We start from the raw sequence: 19,388 nt of genomic DNA on the forward strand, positions 1-19,388 counted from the left end.
TGGCTGCATTTGCTTTTATTTCCCTTTCTTCCATCTTCTTTGATCCCTATCCTTTTACACATACCACCTGACGCAAGGTATGCACGATTTCCACCAACGATGATTGTGCTTCCATCACAGCATCAATATCTTTGTATGCCATCGGAATTTCATCGATCACATCGCGGTCTTTACGACATTCTACATGAGCTGTCGCACGTACTTGGTCGCTCACAGTGAAGCGTTTTTTCGCCTCGTTACGGCTCATTACCCGCCCTGCTCCGTGGCTACACGAACAAAAACTTTCTTCGTTTCCAAGGCCGCGGACGATATAACTTTTCGCTCCCATCGATCCCGGAATGATCCCCATCTGGCCTTTACGGGCAGATACTGCACCTTTACGTGTCACCAAAATTTCTTCACCGTAATGCTGTTCACGCTGGACATAGTTATGGTGACAATTCACGGCTTCCTGTTGTGTTGTAAAGGATTTGGGGATCTCACGTGACAACGCTTCAAGTACGCGGTGCATCATCACTTCTCTGTTCTGACGGGCGTAATCCTGTGCCCAACCTACCGCTTCCATATAATCGTCAAAATAACGACTTCCTTCCGCAAAATACGCCAAGTCACGATCTGGCAGGTTAGCAATATGCTGCTGCATATCCTTTTGCGCCAATGTGATAAATAAATTCCCGATAGCATTACCCACACCACGGGAACCACTATGTAACATCACCCAAACGCGATCTACTTCATCAAGACACAACTCGATAAAATGGTTTCCCGTTCCCAACGTTCCCAAATGCTGATGGTTATTGGTGTTCAATAGTTTTGGATACTTATCGGTAATACGCTTAAACCCATCCGCTAAGGTCGCCCAATGTTGATCCACAATCTCCGGCGCATTATGCCAGGCACCTTTATCGCGGCCTCCACGGTTTACGGTTCGTCCATGCGGTACGGCTGCTTCAATGGCGTGGCGAATATTCAACAGACTATCCGGTAAATCAGATGCCACCAGCGAAGTACGCACCGCAATCATTCCACAACCGATATCCACTCCAACCGCGGCCGGAATAATGGCGCCTTGTGTCGGGATCACGCTACCGATAGTAGAACCTTTACCAACATGGACATCCGGCATTACTGACAAGTGTTTGAAAATAAAAGGCATCTTAGCTGTATTTAGTAATTGGATGATGGCTTTGGGATCAACGGGTACTCCGTTTGTCCACATTTTTACTGGCGCACCATTCTCTTGCGTCAATAAGTTATAAGCGTTGGTTTTCATTCCAGTGGTTATCATTATTGTTCTCCTTTAATTTTTACCAATCCGTTTAGGACCCATGCTATTTCAGTGTGTTGACCCTCTGGTTATTGCCAATTGCGTGCCAACTTTGAAAAAAAACAGAAATATTATTTATATATCTGAAAAATAAATGTTTTTATTTTAAACTAATTTTGCTGATTGTTTTTGCAGATCAAATTCCTTATCTTTCTATATCGTTTTTTATAAATTTAAATAAGACGACTACAAGGAAGACAATGAAACGCAGAGTCGCTATTGGTATCTTGGGTACAAAGTTAGACAGGAGAGGTAAGAAGGCTAATCGCTGGACAAAATGGCTCCCTACCATTGGTATGTGCCAGCAGCCAGAGCTACCGATTGATAAGCTGGAATTGCTCTACCAATCCAATAACCATATTTTGGCAGAGAGAATTAAGGAAGATATTGCCCAAGTTTCACCTCAGACAAAAGTGGTGTTGAACGCAATCCACATTGAAGATCCGTGGGATTTTGAGGAAGTTTATACCACACTGCTGGATTTTGCCGTTAGTTATCCTTTTGATATTGAAAACGAAGAGTATCTGGTACATATCACAACCGGTACTCACGTTGCACAGATCTGCTGGTTCCTGCTGACTGAAGCCCGTTACCTGCCAGCCCAACTGCTCCAGACATCGCCTAAGAATGGGGGAGATGAAAACCATCCCGAAGGCGTTTATACAATTATCGATTTAGATCTCAGTCGATACACTACCCTAACCAGCCGTTTCCAGTACGAACAACAGGAACAAGTCGCATTTCTGAAATCTGGCATCGCCACACGCAATGCCAATTTCAATCGCCTGATTGACCAAGTAGAGCGCGTCGCCCTGCGCTCCACTGCACCAATTTTGCTGACCGGGCCAACGGGTGCGGGTAAATCCTTTCTCGCCCGCCGGATCTATCAGTTACGGCAGGCACGCCATTTAATCAAAGGGCGATTTGTGGAAGTAAACTGTGCCACCTTGCGCGGTGATAATGCGATGTCTACGCTATTTGGTCACATCAAGGGAGCATTTACAGGAGCGATCCAGCCACGCACCGGACTTCTTCGTGAAGCCAATGGCGGCATTCTGTTTCTTGACGAAGTGGCAGAATTGGGATTGGATGAGCAGGCTATGCTGTTAAAAGCGATTGAAGAAAAAAGCTTTCTGCCTTACGGATCGGATAAGGAAATACACAGTGATTTTCAATTAATTGCTGGTACACACCGTGACCTGCGGGATTGGGTGGCTCAGGGAAAATTCCGTGAAGATCTCTATGCCCGTATCAATATGTGGACTTATCAACTGCCCGGCTTGGCACAGCGCCGTGAAGATATCGAGCCGAATATCGATTATGAACTCGCCCATTATGTCCAAATGCAACAAACGCAAGTTCGCTTTGACAAAGAGGCACGGCAAATTTACCTGAATTTCGCTTGTTCCGAGCAAGCACCGTGGCGGGGAAATTTTCGCGAACTTAGCGCCTCCGTCACCCGGATGGCGACCTTCGCCGAAAATGGGCGTATCAATCAACTGTTGGTTGAAGAGGAAATCACGCGGCTCAAACAAAATTGGCGAGATGACGGGCAATCTTCCTTGCTGCCAAATAACCTGCCGGAAATTGACCTGTTTGACCGCCAACAGTTGGAAACAGTGATTAAAGTCTGCCGTGAATCCAGCAGCTTATCGGAAGCAGGTCGCAAACTATTTGCCGTTTCCCGTCAACAAAAAAAACAGCCTAATGATGCTGATAGATTACGCAAATACTTTGCCCGATTCGGTCTTGATTGGGAAAGCATTCGACATTAACAGGAAAAAAACAGATAGGAGAACAACAACATGGAACTGAAATTTCTAGGTACCAGCGCAGGTATTCCCACAAAAGAGCGCAATGTCACCAGCCTAATACTCGATTTACAGGGCATCCGCAACGCACTGTGGATGTTTGATTGCGGTGAGGGAACTCAGCACCAGATCCTTCACTCTCCCATCAAGATAGCTAAACTGGAGAAAATCTTTATCACTCATTTGCATGGTGATCATATCTTCGGCTTGCCCGGATTATTGTGCAGCCGCTCGATGGGAGGTTCTAGCGATCCCCTCACCTTATATGGACCAACGGGGATACGTCAGTTTGTGGAAACCACATTGCAATTGAGCAGTTCTTTCCTGACCTATCCATTGGAAATTATCGAAGTCCAGCCTGGACAACTGTTTGATGATGGCGAACTCAAGGTCACGGCGTATGCCTTGAACCATCGCGTAGAATGCTATGGTTACCGTATTGAAGAACACGACAAACCCGGCGCACTTGATACGGAAAAATTAAACCAGGATAACATTCCCCGTGGCCCGTGGATGCAGGCTTTAAAGCAGGGCGGCACAATAACACTGGAAGATGGTCGCACAATTTGCGGCAAAGATTATTTAGGCACTCCGATTCGTGGCAAATCATTGGCTATTTTCGGGGATACTGAACCGACACCCGAAGCACTGAAACTGGCTGCCAATGTTGATGTGATGGTGCATGAAATCACGCTGGAAGATGCATTTGCCACGAAAGCCAACGAGCGTGGGCATTCTACCACTAAACAAGCCGCAACATTGGCACGCGATGCCAAGGTCAAACACTTTATCGCTACGCACATTAGTGGGCGCTATGGAATTGAGGATTGCCCGCGATTATTGGCTGAATGTCGGGAAGTATTTCCAAATACTGATTTAGCCGCAGATTTTGCCGCATTTATTGTTAAATAAGATATTGTCAGGAAAATACAATAACTGTATAAATGCACAGTTAAAATTCTGGCAGAAAAATAGATTTATATCACCTATTTCTGATTAATTCCCTTCAACAAAATACTTAAGAGATAAAAATGAATTACGCAAAAATCTCACCCAGGATTGTTAACCCGTTATATAAAAGCTATGAAGAAATCTATACCCCAAAAGAAAAACTGGCATTAGAGTGGTGCGAAGCTTTAACGACAAATCCCAGACAAAGTACGTTGGATAAGATCAAAGAACGCCTTGATGCTGTTTTTACAGAAAAAGAGATTGTTGACCTGACAGCAGCAATCTCCTTAATGAATGCTCTTAATAGAATGGCGGTCAGTTTAGGTGATCGAAACGAATAATCACATCATTATGCAGGCTATTTAACCTGACCATTAATTGAAATAAAAATTTCTTCCGGCAATCCTTGCGATGAATGCTATCGTGAGTATAATGCGCGACGATTTGCTGGGAGAAAACATGAAAGATTGCGTTGTAAAAGCTGTTACAAAACACCAAGCTAACAAAGCACTGTCTGCTGGCAGCGTAAACGCGTTGTTTTTCCCATTGCTTAACCGAACATTTAAAAAGCCCCTCAATTGAGGGGCTTTTTTTTGCCTACCAGTCCAAGGCTATAAGTCATAAAAGGGGAACGTAAACATGGCTAATCCGTTATATCGCAAGCATATCATTTCAATTAATGATCTGAGCCGCGCAGATCTGGAACTGGTATTGCAGACGGCCGCTGCATTAAAAGCCAATCCACAGACTGAATTACTAAAACACAAAGTGATAGCAAGTTGCTTCTTTGAAGCCTCTACACGTACCCGTCTCTCTTTTGAGACTGCCATTCAGCGACTCGGCGCTTCCGTCGTGGGTTTTGCTGACAGTAGTAATACTTCATTGGGTAAAAAGGGAGAAACGTTGGCTGATACCATTTCCATTATCAGCCAATACGCCGATGCAATCGTTATGCGTCACCCACAGGAAGGTGCGGCACGACTGGCTTCTGAGTTTTCCGGCCAGATCCCTGTTATCAACGCCGGCGATGGCGCAAACCAACATCCGACCCAGACTTTGCTCGACCTGTTCACCATTCAGGAAACTCAAGGTAAGCTGGAAAACCTGAAAATTGCTATGGTCGGAGATTTGAAATATGGCCGTACCGTACACTCACTCACACAAGCTCTGGCAAAATTTAATGGCAACCATTTCTGCTTTATCGCTCCAGATGCACTTGCAATGCCAAGCTATATCCTGCATATGTTGGAAGAAAAGCAGGTGAGTTACAGCCTCCACAATAATTTTGAAGATGTACTGCCAGAACTGGATATTTTATATATGACTCGTGTCCAGAAAGAGCGTCTTGACCCTTCAGAATATGCCAATATCAAAGCTCAATTTGTCCTTCGTGCGGCGGATCTGGAAAATGTTAAGGAAAACCTGAAAGTGCTGCATCCGCTGCCGCGTATCGATGAAATCACAGTGGATGTTGATAAAACGCCATATGCTTACTACTTCCAGCAAGCAGGAAATGGCATTTTTGCTCGTCAGGCATTATTGTCGCTGGTATTGAATGAAGATGTTGTTATAAAAAATAAATAGGCATCAATATTATGATTGGGAAAACTATTCCTTAATCATAATCGTACTTTCTTTGAAAAGATTTTTATCCAGCTCGGTTTTTAATGAAGAATACATTGTTATCTTCAAAAACCGAGCCTGAATCAACATATTACTCACTGTTATAGACAGGTAGGTGGAAGAGCCATAAACATCTTATACAAGACGTTGAGGTTCAGACCCATTCTGTTCAGTAAGGGATAATTTCACCGGTACAGATTTTGAGGTTGGCGTGCCTGTACCATCACCAACACTTTCCATTGGGACTAATGGATTGGTTTCTGGATAATAAGCGGCAAGGTTTCCACGTGGAATGGCATAAGGCACTAATTTAAAGCCGGAAACTTTACGCTTGATACCGTCATGCCATACTGTTTCGATATCGACTAAATCACCTGCCTGATATCCCGATTGAGCTATATCTTCTGGATTCATGAACAACACTTCCCTCTGACCATAAACCCCACGATAACGATCATCCAACCCATAAATCGTGGTGTTATATTGATCGTGTGAACGCAACGTTTGCAAAGTGAAAGGAACATCAGCGCCTTCAATTTGCGGGAACAGGGTTTTTGGCAGCGGTGCATGACTGAATTCGGCTTTTTGGCTCGGTGTTGCAAAACGTAATTCGGCCGCCGCATTACCAAGATAGAAACCGCCAGAGTGTTCACATTTTTTATTAAAATCAGCAAACCCTGGTATAGTCGCAGCAATATGATCACGAATTTTATGGTAATCTCCGGCTAATTCCAGCCAGTTAATCGTTGCAGTATTACCTATAGTCGCATTAGCAATACCGGCAATAATCGCTGTTTCGGAACGCTGGCTATCAAATAATGGCTTATTTACCCCCTCTGAGGCATGAACCATGCTGAAAGAGTCTTCTACCGTCACAAACTGTGCGCCCGTAGCCTGAATATCTCGTTCAGTGCGCCCCAATGTCGGTAGAATCAAGGCTCCTTTTTTACCCGTAATAAGATGGCTCCGGTTTAACTTTGTGCTGATGTGTACAGTCAAATCACAATGTCTAAGCGCGTCTTCTGTTCGTGCACTATCTGGAGCAGCAGCCGCAAGGTTCCCACCCAGTGCGATCAGAACCTTAATTTCATCACGCAACATGGCACTCAACGCTTCCACAACATGATGACCATGAGCACGAGGTGGCTCAAAACCAAAATGAGCAGCCATGTTATCCAGGAAAAGTTTGGCGGGTTTCTCATTTATTCCCATCGTCCGGTTACCCTGTACATTACTGTGACCACGTACCGGACAAAGCCCTGCGCCCGATTTACCCAATTGGCCAAAAAGCAATTGAAGGTTGACGATTTCACGTACCGTAACCAAAGAGTGTTTATGTTGGGTTATCCCCATTGCCCAAGTACAGATGACACGTCCAGCATTCTGATAAATGGTAGCCGCCTCACGCAATTGAACTTCGGTTAATCCCGATTGATCTTCAATCAATGACCATGTGGTTGCTGCAACTTCTTGTAAGTAAGCATCCACTCCGTTGGTGTAAGTTTCGATGAATTCCAGATCAAAAATCCCTGATTTGCCTTCAGCCAGCAGGGAGTTATGGGTTTCCAAAAGTGCTTTGACTATCCCTCGCACCGCCGCCATATCGCCGCCAAGTTTGGGCTGATAGTAACGATGGCTAATTTCCCCTGCCATTGGGGTAATTACTTCGAGCGGTTTTTGTGGATCAGCGAAACGTTCCAATCCGCGCTCACGCAGGGTATTAAAAGTGACGATACGTGCTCCACGCTCCGCAGCATGTCGTAAGCTGTGCAGCATTCGTGGGTGATTTGTTCCGGGATTTTGACCAAATATAAAGATGGCATCTGCATGATCAAAATCTTGCAATCGAACGGTGCCTTTCCCAACGCCTAAGCTTGCCAACATACCGGAACCGCTGGCTTCATGGCACATATTGGAGCAATCCGGGAAGTTGTTGGTTCCCACGACACGGCCAAATAACTGGTACAGCCACGAAGCTTCATTGCTGGCGCGCCCCGAAGTGTACAGCTCAAGCTGATTGGGGTTGTCCATCGCCTTAATGTGGCCGGCAATCAGGGCAAAAGCATCATCCCAACTGATCGGCTCATAATGATCCGTCTGCGGGTTATAGCTCATCGGCTCAACCACTCTTCCTTGGTATTCAAGGAAATAATCGCTTTGTTGGTAAAGTTGACTAACACTATGGGTTGCGAAGAATTTTCGATCAACATAGCGACGAGTTGCTTCCCAAGTGACTGCCTTAGCACCGTTTTCACAAAAACTAAACAGACTTTTGTTGTCATCCCCCCATGCACATCCAGGACAATCAAAGCCTCTGGGTTTATTCATGCGCATCAGGTTAACCATATTTTTCAGTGCTCGTTTACTATCAAAGACAAAACGGGTTGTTGCCTCCAGTGAACCCCAACCACCAGCCGCTGCATGGTAAGGTTTTATTTTTGATTTGAATTTCATAAAAATCTCTATTTTTTATGTCATGACCAACACAATCAGGCCACTTCTTTACAGGTGAACCAATAACGTCGATTTCATTTATTCGTATTAGGGCTAACTACCAATGTGATCATACTCCTATCCGCCCATTGTGGTAATTATTCCGTGGTTATATCACGAAAAAACCGAACCTTTTACCAAGTATATAGGCACTATTGCCAGTGCTCTTGATGCTATTCAGATCAAAAATTAGCACTGAACGTATCAAAGCTATCGGCTTTAATAAATTTGGCAGCGTTAGGCATCTCTTTGCCATCTTCATCTTTACTTAATGCATTAAAATGCTCAACGCCACATTTGATCTTGGCCTTTTCAGCGAAGTTAAACTCGGTATCTGAATTGCAAATGAGTTACGATATCTGGCAACTGGAAGTTGCGATTACGATAATACTGAATCTTGGTTTTCTCATCGTAGGTTGCCAATTCAGCTTCAGTGACAGCAACCTTAACCTTGGTGGGTGTATTGAAACCTGACACTGGCGACTATCACATTCGCTCTAATTTCCTTGATACAGTTTTCAACCAGTTCGTTGATATTAAAATTAACACGAATAGTAATGAAACTGGCTTAACAATTACCATCAACTATTGAGATGTCATATGCATCACAACACATAACAAAAATCAATAAAATACTCTATTATGTGATATTTAGTTAACGTGTTTTATTAATATAAAATCCATTTAAAACAAATTATTAAAAATTAACATGAAAATTACCACTGTTAAATTAAAAAAATAAATTACTATATTTAACCCCATTATCCCTACAATGAACATTTAAAAACAACCAACAATGCACCCAATAGATAAGAATAAATTGTTATAAAAAAACTTGTAATACAGGTATTATTATTTATATAGAAATTCATAGTTATAGCTAATGATATTTTTTCTAGTTTTAACATGAATCAACTACAAATCAGGAGAAAATAAAATGCCATTTCATGAGCCTTTTACAAGAAAAGTAAAAATTGGAGATCTAATGTATGGATTGCATCCAGCAAGAATGAAATATTTAAAACAATACGAACCATTTAAAGCCTTTGACTTTACTAAAAAAACTAGTGGATTTGAATATATTCATGAAATTAATCCATTTCGACCAATATTCATAGATCAATATATGCTCCCACAGGAAAAACCTAAACTAAGGGGGGAATCACCAGAGGAGAAAGAAAGATATAGAAAATCCTATTCCCACTGGAAGCGCCAATCTAACAACATGAAATTGGCGAAAAACCACCCCTACCACAAAAGCTTTACCTCATATGGTGATAACCATGAAAAATATAATACTGCGTTTAGCAAAACACCAACAAAAGAAGGGATTGGTAGATTATTTTCACGAAAATGTAAGGCAGGATTATCTTGGATAACCATGAGCAATGGTAATAATGATATAGTTAAAAATAATACGGTACATTTTATTCTTGATAATATAGACATGAGGTATGTAACAAATAAAATAAACTTTCGCCAAGATAGATCTGATGTAACTGCAATAGAATTGAGGTGGATCTATAGAAACAGGAAAAATCCTAACGTGCAAAAAAAAATACAGTTTTGGCTGAATGGTCACCCCACTCAACCACCTTGGGAAAATGAAGAAGGAAAAAAAATATGGAAACTATATACACCAAAGTCTGAAATTGAAGAGGCTTTTAGCTCTAACTTACCTATAGATTTATATTTCTAAGGCATATAGAAAAAGTTTATTTGGATGAATAATTTTATTAACCTCAGCTTCGTTTAAAAATAGCGATATCATTATCCCGTAGATTCAAGCTCGGTTTTTTGGTTGGAATGTATAAACAATGAGGCCTGCGACGATTTCTAGCAGAAAACCGAGCTGACTACGATGTCTTGAATGTTCTATCTGAGAAATATTTTTAAGCTGATCAATGACCGGTTGAGTAGGCCGCCGGAACTACTCCCACAGCCTCTCGCAGAACGGTACGTGAGCCTCTCGACTCATACCGCTCCCATCAAGCGAACACGCATAAAGGAATCAATGCCCTTTTCTTCAGGGTGAGCATGCGGATATAACTGACTAATCTGGGAAATCGGCGATAACGTATTGTTTTACATATTTATTATAAAACGTTTTGAAATCACAGTAATGGCTCATAGGGAATAGAATGAGGATCATCATGACTTCGCTGAGAGAAAGGTATGCTATATCACAAATTACCTACTATAAAATAAACAAACGTTCCTACATAATTACCAATGACATAGCCAACAGTACCAATCACCATAATCGGGCCGACCAGATTAATCCAGCCACGGCTAATTGCCATTGCTGCTGCAGTAGTTGGCCCGCCGATATTGGCATTACACGCCAAAATGTTTTCCTCAAGGCTGAATTTAAACACTTTTCCCACAGCAAAAGTCAGTATCAAGTTCAGCATAGTAATCACAAAGACGAAGGCAAATAGTAGTGGCGCATGGCTGATAATGACCTGAACGGATGCAGGTATGCCAATCACAACAAAAAACATATAAATAGCGTAAGTACCTAATTCCTGAGTGCCATTCAATTTGCTGAATGTCTCTTTAAATATTGAGACGATAATAAAAGTGACGGTAGTCAGAAGCAGATATTTATCGGAAATCAGGCTGAAAGCCAGCTCTTGGTAAACGTTGTTTGGCTGCCCAAGCAAGGCTTTTAACCATGATGAAAGCTGAAATGATAGCGCAACGATGAAAATTGACCAGGCCAGCGATATAGCGATGTCTTTCAGGGCGATATTTTTGGGTTTCCAATAAGCCGCCGCCAAAGGTTGGGATTTATCTAAATTAGGCGTATTTTCAACCAAATCAGTATATGGACTGCCCCAGAATTTTCTCGCTACTGCCCAACCAGATAAAAGCATCAGAATAATAAAATAAGCGGCCATCATAAAATGATCAGCAACGATGGTAGAGGCCACCATGTTCTGGGAAGTTTCCAGCTTGGCGGCCATTGCCGCAAAGTTTACTCCTCCTCCCGTATAAGAAGCGGATATCATACCACTGATTTTATCTAACTCTGGTATGTGAGCCCTGAAAAGCCAGAAAGAGACGATTGTACCAATCATGGTCGCAATGGAAGAAATCAGGAAAAGTATCAGTAATCGTCCACTTTCTTTAAGAATACTGTTCAGGTTAGTTTTAAATAATAATAAGGGGATTGCCAGTGGCAGGATATATCCCCAAACAGTATCGTAAGCCGGTGCTTCGGTAGGAATAATATTTAAATTGGAAGCAAAGACAGCAACGATCAATGCAATCACTGCTCCCGGGATTTTAGATGCCCATTTAAAACGCTGTTCTGCCATTATGGCGGCAGCGACAACAATCATAATAAAGGCCCACAGCATTAATGAATTGTCAGCTGTAATGAATGTATTTTTCATTATTTTTCTCCGATATTTTTCAAATAAAAAAGAAGATATTTACGCACTGACTCATTCAATGATTTACTTATTCAAATAGTCTGAAGTTTTATCTATTGCTCCATAAATAGCTGGCCGGTTGTTATAAAATGCCCACATGGAGTTACCATAATCATAATGCCACCACTCAGTCGGTAAATTGGTAAACCCTACTTGCTTCATGGCGTGGTAGAGTAATCGGCGATATAAAATGGCAGACATATTTTTTTCAGGGGCTTTTTCTAATGCGGCGGTGTAGGAAAGTTCATTCACTTCATCAAACTTTGTCCCCAAAAAAAGTGCATGACCAGATTCTATATTAAAGAGTGTGACATCCACTGCTCCCCCTGTCAGATGTGGGCTGATTTGATTTTTTCCTACTGGCGCTGGAGCTACAAATTGCTGTAATAGTCTCTGCTGTTCCTTCGCCGATAATTCGGTATATTGCTCTGCGATCTTTACCTGCGTTATCTCTTGCAATGCTTGCTGAGTTTCCCGCGAACGCCAGCCATCCAATACTAAAATCCCCAAATGGGCAGGAAGTAACTGTGATGCGATCCTTAATTTTTCAGCCACACTTTTTCTTACCATACAATATTCAATAGAGCCTTTTATCCCTGCCAGATAATAAACCGGTTTTTGTTTTAATTTATTCGAATCAGTAATGATTTCTAAAGATTCATGGCATTCATAAATAGGAATTTTATTAATTATTTTCCAATCAAAATCGCCCTCTACCGAGATTTTTTCCGCAGAATTTTTTCCCAAGTTTATATTTCCAGAAGAAGTAGATAGCAACATGTTCAACCTTACACTGTGATATTGGTGTTAAGTTCATTTAAATAACAATCTATTTACACCTTAGCAACAGAAGTGCTATCCATCAAATTTTATTTATTTTCTATTATTGAGTTAAATCGTCTTTTATATTCAAAAGGTAATCAGGTGAAATGCCAAATAGTCTATGACAAAATAAGCCAACCCTAATATCTGGAGGAGGAATACCGAGACGGTATTCATGACACAACATGACGCAAGACCATCAACTACAAGTAGAAGCCATTAAATGTGGCACGGTTATCGATCACATCCCAGCCCATGTCGGCTTTAAGTTATTGTCACTGTTTAAACTCACCGAAACAGACCAGCGCATTACGATTGGCCTGAATCTGCCTTCCAACCATTTGGGTAAAAAAGATCTGATCAAGATTGAAAACACCTTCCTGACAGAACAACAGGCAAACCAGCTCGCCATGTATGCACCCAATGCCACAATCAATAATATTGAAAATTATGTTGTGGTTAAAAAGATGCAAATCAACTTACCAGACAGAATCGACAGTGTCCTTGTCTGCCCAAACAGTAATTGCATCAGCCATAACGAACCTGTCGACAGCAGCTTCTATGTTATGTCAGAAAAAGACGATGTGGTGTTACGCTGTAAGTACTGTGAGAAAGAGTTTGATCGTCAAGCCGTTATCGATAACGATTAACCACCGATTCAAACAACTATCCGCTGTCAGTTCAGGCAATGTGTAAGAATGTCCTGTATTAATTGATGCGGGACAGAGGATCACTATAATGGCGATCCTGAAAATTTTTTTCCATTTAGACGTTAAACAGGAGTTTCTAATGTCACGTTCTATCCATACCGAAAATGCACCAGCAGCCATCGGCCCTTATGTTCAGGGTGTTGATCTGGGTAGCATGGTTATCACTTCCGGCCAAATCCCTGTTGATCCAAAAACCGGTGCTATCCCTGAAGAGGTGACTGCTCAAACCCGTCAATCTTTGGAAAACGTTAAAGCGATTATTGAACAATCTGGCTTGAAAGTTGCTGATATCGTAAAAACCACTGTGTTTGTTAAGGATCTAAATGACTTCGCGGCCGTGAACGCAACTTACGAAGCATTCTTCGCTGAACACAATGCACCGTTCCCTGCCCGTTCATGTGTTGAAGTTGCCCGTCTGCCAAAAGACGTGAAAATCGAAATCGAAGCTATCGCCGTTCGTCGCTAATTTGTCGTTTTGTCAACCCTGATAACGCCAGTATCAGGGTTGTTATTAACACGGTGTATAAACACAAATAGATCATGTATCATACCGACATGAAGAAAGATACTCGAAAACTCTCACCTGAGATACAGCAATATAACCGACAACTCGTGATACGGATGTATCAGGAAGGCGTTTCACGGCAAACGATTGCTGCCGCTTTAGGCATTAACTACAACACGATTTGTATTTGGGTCAGAGCCTGGCAAAAAGGGGGCGATGAGGCCTTGGTGCAAGGTCAACGTGGTCGCCGCATCATGGAAAAACGCTTATTGACTCCCATTCAGGAAGAAAAACTTCAACAACTTCTGTGTGATAAATCGCCGCCACAAATGCAACTGCCTTTTGCGCTCTGGGGACGTCGGGCCATTCAAGCCGTCATCTGGCAGATGTGGCGGATTAACGTGGCAGAAAGAACCCTGACCGACTACCTGAAACGCTGGGGATTTACACCGCAAAAACCGTTAAAAAAGGCCTATGAACAAAACCCCAAAGCGGTTGAACAGTGGCAGAAGGAAACCTATCCCGTTATTAAGAAAAAAGCGGCGGAAGAAGGGGCTGAAATTTGGTGGGGGGATGAAACCGGGATAAAGAATACGTGTCAACACGGTCGTGGCTTTGCCCCCAAAGGACAGACGCCTGTCGTCGATGTCAGTGCGAAACGCTTTTCACTCAATATGATATCTGCCATCAACAATCGGGGCAGTGTGAGATTTATGTTGTACAGGGAAACGATGACCGCCCGAAAATTGCTCCATTTTTTCCAACGATTGATAAAAGAAGCAGGTCGCAAGGTCTATTTAATTCTGGATAACTTACGGGTGCATCATGCCAAAATAGTGACAAATTGGTTGGAAAAGCATCAGGGCCGGATTGCGGTGTTTTATTTACCGGCGTATTCACCGGAATTGAATCCCGATGAGTATCTCAATGGTGACCTAAAAAGTGCCCTTCGTCATTCTTCACCGGCAAGAAGTCAGCAGGAATTAGCCGGAAAGGTCAAAAGCCATCTGAGGAAGCTCCAGAGAAGAAAGGCGCATGTTGCCCGTTTTTTCCACCATCCTAAAATTCGTTATGCGGCATGATATAAATATAGATATTTAAACACCGTATTAATATTTCAGTCTCGCCTTCCTCCCGCTAATAATCTTCCCTTTCTCTGTCTTAGATCAACTTTTTAGGTTGTATATTAGCTCATTAAAACCACATATTGTGCTTTAATAAAACACAAGCACTATATATAGTATTTACACACAAGATTATCCACATTAAAGCAGAAAGCGAGCCTTCATCTCATTTTGGCCTGTGGATAGCATATTGAGGAGCCTTATCGTGAAAATGGTTGTGACGCAACAGGATGACGTTAGTAAGGGCAATGCCTGTGAGCCGACTTCCCATACCTGGCATGATCGGTTAGATCAAGAAATTCGAGGCCTGATCGAGCAAAGCAATTTCTCTCTTCTCAATGAAAATGCCAATAAAGACAGTAAGGTCATTCCAACCCAACGTGATTTATTGGCTGGAATTGTTGCCCGACAATATGCCAGGCAGCATATGCTGCCACATGATGTGACGCAGGCACACGATAAAGGAGAAATCCACTATCATGATCTGGATTACTCCCCGTTTTTTCCTATGTTCAACTGTATGCTGATCGATTTGCAGGGTATGCTGACTAACGGCTTTAAAATGGGCAATGCGGAAATTGAACCGCCCAAATCCATTTCTACCGCCACTGCGGTCACCGCCCAAATCATCGCACAAGTTGCCAGCCACATTTATGGCGGCACAACCATTAATCGCATTGATGAAGTCCTCGCCCCTTTTGTGAAGGCCAGTTATGACAAGCATCTGGCCATTGCCAAAGAGTGGAATATTGCCGATCCTGTTGCCTATGCAGAAGCCCGCACGGAAAAAGAGTGTTATGATGCCTTCCAGTCTCTGGAATATGAAGTCAATACGCTGCATACCGCCAATGGACAAACGCCGTTTGTCACTTTCGGTTTCGGATTGGGAACGACCAACGAAGCCCGCCTGATTCAAATCTCAATTCTGCGCAACCGCATTACGGGGTTGGGAAAAAACCGTAAAACCGCCGTCTTTCCCAAATTGGTTTTTGCCATTCGTGATGGATTGAATCACCGGTTTGGTGATCCCCACTATGACATCAAATTACTGGCTCTGGAATGTGCCAGTAAACGCATGTATCCCGATATCCTCAATTATGATCAAGTGATCAAAGTAACAGGATCATTTAAAACGCCAATGGGTTGCCGCAGTTTTCTCAGCGTGTATGAGGAAAATGGCCAACAAATTCACGAAGGACGTAACAATTTGGGCGTTATCAGCCTGAACCTTCCCCGCATTGCTCTTGAAGCTAAGGGTAATGAAGCTGATTTTTGGCAAATTTTGGATCAACGCTTGTCACTCGCCAAAAAAGCACTGATGACCCGAATTTCTCGCCTCGAAAATACCAAAGCGCGTGTTGCCCCGATCCTCTATATGGAAGGTGCCTGTGGTGTACGCCTGAAAGCAGATGACAATATTGCCGATATTTTCAAACAGGGTCGTGCTTCTATTTCGTTGGGCTATATCGGCATTCATGAAACAATAAATGCGTTATATGGTAATCACATTCACCTGTTTGATGATAAACAGCGCCAGCTAAAAGCCATCTCTATTGTTAAACGCTTACGTAACGCCGTCGATCAGTGGAAGCAGGAGACAGGTTATGGCTTTAGTTTGTACAGTACACCAAGCGAGAATTTATGTGACCGCTTCTGCCGTTTGGATACCGCTGAGTTTGGCATAATCCAGGGTGTCACCGATAAGGGCTATTACACCAACAGCTTCCATCTGGATGTGGAAAAGAAGGTCAATCCCTATGATAAGCTGGATTTTGAAGCACCCTATCCACCATTAGCAAACGGTGGTTTTATTTGCTACGGCGAGTATCCCAATCTGCAACATAATTTGAAAGCATTGGAAGATGTCTGGGATTACAGTTATTCACGTGTGCCTTACTATGGCACCAATACGCCCATTGATGAGTGTTATCAATGCGGTTTCACCGGTGAGTTTGCCTGTACCAGTAAGGGATTTACCTGTCCCCAATGTGGCAATCATGATCCAGCCTATGTTTCAGTTATTCGCCGTGTTTGTGGTTACCTCGGCAGCCCTGATGCCCGCCCATTCAATGCCGGTAAGCAGGAGGAAGTGAAACGCCGCGTGAAACATCTCGGCAATGGACAAATAGGGTAATAACATGAATTATCATCAATATTATCCGGTTGATGTGGTGAATGGCCCCGGAACTCGTTGTACGCTGTTCGTATCAGGTTGTTTGCATCAATGCCGTGGCTGCTACAACCAAAGTACATGGCAAGTGGATTCAGGCCAGCCTTTTACGCAAGCAATCGAAGATCAGATCATTGTTGACCTGAAAGATCACCGTATTAAACGGCAAGGTCTGTCACTGTCTGGTGGTGATCCTCTTCATCCCCATAATGTTCCCCGCATATTGCAACTGGTTAAACGTGTACAGGAAGAATGCCCAGATAAGGATATCTGGCTATGGACAGGTTATGTTCTTAATGAATTAAGTGAGGTTCAACAAGAAGTTATCAGTTATATCCATGTAGTGGTAGATGGGAAATTTGAACAAGCGCTGTATGATCCCTCGTTAATCTGGCGAGGCAGCCATAATCAGGTTATCCATTATTTTTAACGCTGCCAATACAATTTTTTGCCAAAACCGAGGGTATTATTCACCATTTTGATTTCATTGATATTGAGCTGCCAGATTGGGGACTTTGCTGCCAAAGCAATGGGAAAACGGCGGCAATAACGTGTTCTGGCAATGGTTTCAGCTTCACCAGCCAATGGAATGACTTCACCACGAAATTGAACACCCTTGATTTGGGCGATATTGCGTGTTTGGCCGGCAACAGTGCCTGCAACGATAGGATTGTTTTGCATCATTTGGCCGTGGCGGGTATCAGATTCGGTCATAAACCAGAATGCCATGCTATCAGCATCAAAAACATAAAAACAGTTCGCACACCATAAATCCTGGGCTGAAGTAGTGCAAAGAGTAAATACATGCTGCCTGGCAAGATATTGGCTTATTATTAAAATTTCTTTATTTAAATCCATATATTTCCATACCGTTATTTTATTTAAGCCATAACAAAACACGATAGGCGCCTTATCCAGTTACGTATTCTGTATTTGACTCAATAAACCCTGAGGTTTGTATAGAAGCACTATAAATTATTTATAAATTTCGGCAACTCCATTGAGTTGATTCTGACCATGTGCAGACACAATACGGAAATAAGTTGCGCCAGCTTCATCAGCTTTTTTGGACAATATTGCGGTCAGGCTATCTAGTGTCTCTGCACCACTCACTGAAACAACCCCGATCTTTTCTCCCTTAGCAACCTGAACTTCAGTAGCAGCAAAAGAGCCGAAAGAAACCGCATTTAATGCTAAAATAGCGATAATAGTTTTTATATTTTTCATATTTTTCTCCTCTACTCATTTTTAACATGGCATTAATATCTTGTAATTGTGAGCATGTTATACGCTTGTTCAGAATATTATAATTAGCAATTATTGCTATATTTTTTCAATTTTTTTGAACAAAAACACTGACACTGGTTAATGAATAACATATAATTTTAATAAATTCATTTCGTTATATTTAAAAACCATCAAAAACTCAGCTTATAATCACACTTATCACTGAAATATGAGCTAATTTCCCACATAAATTAACTTGTTAAAATTATTAAAAATAAATAATGAATATTAAAGTACCTAACTGGTATCTCTATCTGATCAGAACACGGGATGGGAGCCTGTATACCGGAATAACGACCAATATATCCCGTCGATTTAAGCAACATACTGCCGGAAAAGGCGCAAGATACCTGAAAGGAAAAAATCCTTTGACGTTGGTCTATCAGAGTCAGATAGAGAATAAAAGCATGGCATTAACAATGGAACATCGCGTGAAAAAACTGAGTAAGCAACAAAAAGAAAGGCTAGTTATAGACCAGCCTCTCTGCATAATGACTTATTTAACAAAAATCAGTTCATCTGACTCAGGTTATGACCACAGATGAGCAAAATAGGCAGGATAAGTAACCAGACCATGACAGTTTCCCTGTGAAATATCAGCCAGAGGATAGATCAAGAAATAATCCTCACAATCAGGCCATTCGCAATGCACTTGATATTCACGAGCAAGTTTAAAACCCAAACGGCAGTAGTATTGAGGCTCCCCCAGCACTACAACCGCTCCATATCCAAACTCGTTCAAGCTATCCAGTCCTTCATAAACCAATTTTTCACCAAGCCCATGATAACGATACGGTTCCGCCACTGCCAATGGTGCCAAACCCACCCATTGATGATCTTCACCATTGATATCAACAGGCGCGAAACCGGCATAGCCAATCACATGGCCTTCATCGTCGGTCGCAACAATACCTAGTGTCAATAAACTATCTTCTCTTAGTTGATGAATTAACTCAGCTTCTGCCGATGTTTCAAAAGATTGGCGTAGCAAACGATCAATCCCCATAGCATCAACAGGAATTTCGACCCTGATTAACATGACGATAACGCGCGATCGTTCTGATCAGCGCCCTCTTTCTGTCCCACTTTGATCAATTCAGTCAAACGCAATAGACCAAAGTGAAG

Annotated in this window: 19 protein-coding genes and 2 pseudogenes; 12 read left to right on the forward strand and 9 right to left on the reverse strand. The window is 42.4% G+C overall.

Going from position 1 to position 19,388, the window contains the following annotated elements; all coding sequences use genetic code 11:
- Positions 1–46: 46 nt before the first annotated feature.
- On the reverse strand, positions 47–1,273 hold the full coding sequence (locus ACE1SE_RS16925; protein ID WP_374053704.1) for an RtcB family protein: 1,227 nt from the start codon (positions 1,271–1,273) through the stop codon (positions 47–49).
- Between the two features lie 254 nt (positions 1,274–1,527).
- On the opposite strand from ACE1SE_RS16925, the gene rtcR reads away from it, so the two are divergent.
- From rtcR to pyrB, 4 genes are all read left to right on the forward strand, one after another.
- Positions 1,528–3,102 carry an RNA repair transcriptional activator RtcR gene (rtcR, locus tag ACE1SE_RS16930; RefSeq protein ID WP_374051865.1) on the forward strand — a complete coding sequence of 525 codons (1,575 nt, stop codon included), beginning with the start codon at positions 1,528–1,530 and terminating at the stop codon, positions 3,100–3,102.
- A gap of 30 nt (positions 3,103–3,132) precedes the next feature.
- Positions 3,133–4,050 (forward strand): ribonuclease Z, encoded by a 918-nt coding sequence (gene rnz / locus ACE1SE_RS16935; protein WP_374051866.1) that lies wholly within the window; start codon positions 3,133–3,135, stop codon positions 4,048–4,050.
- Positions 4,051–4,169: 119 nt separating this feature from the next.
- Positions 4,170–4,430 carry a carboxymuconolactone decarboxylase family protein gene (locus ACE1SE_RS16940; RefSeq protein ID WP_374051867.1) on the forward strand — a complete coding sequence of 87 codons (261 nt, stop codon included), beginning with the start codon at positions 4,170–4,172 and terminating at the stop codon, positions 4,428–4,430.
- Positions 4,431–4,728: 298 nt separating this feature from the next.
- Positions 4,729–5,673, forward strand: coding sequence for an aspartate carbamoyltransferase (pyrB, locus tag ACE1SE_RS16945; protein WP_374051868.1), 945 nt, complete (start codon positions 4,729–4,731; stop codon positions 5,671–5,673).
- Between the two features lie 174 nt (positions 5,674–5,847).
- Here pyrB and ACE1SE_RS16950 read toward each other — a convergent pair whose 3' ends face one another.
- A complete protein-coding gene (locus ACE1SE_RS16950) occupies positions 5,848–8,166 on the reverse strand; it encodes an FdhF/YdeP family oxidoreductase (protein WP_374051869.1) in 2,319 nt (772 codons plus the stop codon).
- 384 nt (positions 8,167–8,550) lie between these two features.
- Here ACE1SE_RS16950 and ACE1SE_RS16955 point away from each other — a divergent pair, with 384 nt between their 5' ends.
- Both ACE1SE_RS16955 and ACE1SE_RS16960 read left to right on the forward strand, forming a co-directional pair.
- Entirely contained in the window at positions 8,551–8,679 is a 129-nt protein-coding gene (locus ACE1SE_RS16955) for a hypothetical protein (protein WP_374051870.1), read from the forward strand.
- A 463-nt stretch (positions 8,680–9,142) separates the two neighbouring features.
- Complete coding sequence (locus tag ACE1SE_RS16960; RefSeq protein ID WP_374051871.1) at positions 9,143–9,904, forward strand: hypothetical protein; 762 nt, start codon at positions 9,143–9,145, stop codon at positions 9,902–9,904.
- Between the two features lie 43 nt (positions 9,905–9,947).
- Here the strand turns inward: ACE1SE_RS16960 and ACE1SE_RS16965 are convergent.
- From ACE1SE_RS16965 to ACE1SE_RS16975, 4 genes and pseudogenes are all read right to left on the reverse strand, one after another.
- A pseudogene (locus ACE1SE_RS16965) lies at positions 9,948–10,105 on the reverse strand (IS982 family transposase); the annotation flags it as partial.
- 103 nt (positions 10,106–10,208) lie between these two features.
- Positions 10,209–10,384, reverse strand: a pseudogene (locus ACE1SE_RS18910) (IS982 family transposase); the annotation flags it as partial.
- Between the two features lie 4 nt (positions 10,385–10,388).
- The gene (locus ACE1SE_RS16970; RefSeq protein WP_374051872.1) at positions 10,389–11,606 is read right to left on the reverse strand and encodes a DUF819 family protein; all 1,218 of its coding nucleotides are present in this window, start codon (positions 11,604–11,606) and stop codon (positions 10,389–10,391) included.
- Positions 11,607–11,669: 63 nt separating this feature from the next.
- Complete coding sequence (locus ACE1SE_RS16975; protein ID WP_374051873.1) at positions 11,670–12,392, reverse strand: M15 family metallopeptidase; 723 nt, start codon at positions 12,390–12,392, stop codon at positions 11,670–11,672.
- A gap of 260 nt (positions 12,393–12,652) precedes the next feature.
- Here ACE1SE_RS16975 and pyrI point away from each other — a divergent pair, with 260 nt between their 5' ends.
- The 5 genes from pyrI to nrdG all read left to right on the forward strand — a co-directional run bounded on the left by pyrI (position 12,653) and on the right by nrdG (position 17,406).
- On the forward strand, positions 12,653–13,117 hold the full coding sequence (pyrI, locus tag ACE1SE_RS16980; protein ID WP_187651428.1) for an aspartate carbamoyltransferase regulatory subunit: 465 nt from the start codon (positions 12,653–12,655) through the stop codon (positions 13,115–13,117).
- Positions 13,118–13,256: 139 nt separating this feature from the next.
- Positions 13,257–13,643: a 2-iminobutanoate/2-iminopropanoate deaminase gene (ridA, locus tag ACE1SE_RS16985; protein WP_374051874.1), complete on the forward strand. Its 387-nt coding sequence runs from the start codon at positions 13,257–13,259 to the stop codon at positions 13,641–13,643.
- Positions 13,644–13,732: 89 nt separating this feature from the next.
- On the forward strand, positions 13,733–14,764 hold the full coding sequence (locus ACE1SE_RS16990) for an IS630 family transposase (RefSeq protein WP_374051875.1): 1,032 nt from the start codon (positions 13,733–13,735) through the stop codon (positions 14,762–14,764).
- Between the two features lie 253 nt (positions 14,765–15,017).
- Entirely contained in the window at positions 15,018–16,940 is a 1,923-nt protein-coding gene (gene nrdD, locus ACE1SE_RS16995; RefSeq protein WP_374053705.1) for an anaerobic ribonucleoside-triphosphate reductase, read from the forward strand.
- Positions 16,941–16,944: 4 nt separating this feature from the next.
- On the forward strand, positions 16,945–17,406 hold the full coding sequence (nrdG, locus tag ACE1SE_RS17000; RefSeq protein ID WP_374051876.1) for an anaerobic ribonucleoside-triphosphate reductase-activating protein: 462 nt from the start codon (positions 16,945–16,947) through the stop codon (positions 17,404–17,406).
- On the opposite strand, the gene ACE1SE_RS17005 is transcribed toward nrdG, so the two are convergent.
- Together ACE1SE_RS17005 and bhsA are read right to left on the reverse strand one after the other, a co-directional pair.
- Positions 17,403–17,834: a YhbP family protein gene (locus ACE1SE_RS17005; protein WP_374051877.1), complete on the reverse strand. Its 432-nt coding sequence runs from the start codon at positions 17,832–17,834 to the stop codon at positions 17,403–17,405. The genes nrdG and ACE1SE_RS17005 overlap by 4 nt on opposite strands.
- A 117-nt stretch (positions 17,835–17,951) precedes the next feature.
- Positions 17,952–18,203 (reverse strand): multiple stress resistance protein BhsA, encoded by a 252-nt coding sequence (bhsA, locus tag ACE1SE_RS17010; protein ID WP_374051878.1) that lies wholly within the window; start codon positions 18,201–18,203, stop codon positions 17,952–17,954.
- A 281-nt stretch (positions 18,204–18,484) separates the two neighbouring features.
- On the opposite strand from bhsA, the gene ACE1SE_RS17015 reads away from it, so the two are divergent.
- Complete coding sequence (locus tag ACE1SE_RS17015) at positions 18,485–18,808, forward strand: GIY-YIG nuclease family protein (RefSeq protein ID WP_374051879.1); 324 nt, start codon at positions 18,485–18,487, stop codon at positions 18,806–18,808.
- On the opposite strand, the gene ACE1SE_RS17020 is transcribed toward ACE1SE_RS17015, so the two are convergent.
- The gene (locus tag ACE1SE_RS17020) at positions 18,793–19,302 is read right to left on the reverse strand and encodes a GNAT family N-acetyltransferase (RefSeq protein ID WP_374051880.1); all 510 of its coding nucleotides are present in this window, start codon (positions 19,300–19,302) and stop codon (positions 18,793–18,795) included. The two genes, ACE1SE_RS17015 and ACE1SE_RS17020, sit on opposite strands and share 16 nt — an antisense overlap.
- Between the last annotated feature and the right edge of the window lie 86 nt (positions 19,303–19,388).

This window comes from Xenorhabdus taiwanensis (assembly GCF_036512875.1).
GTDB lineage: Bacteria > Pseudomonadota > Gammaproteobacteria > Enterobacterales > Enterobacteriaceae > Xenorhabdus > Xenorhabdus taiwanensis.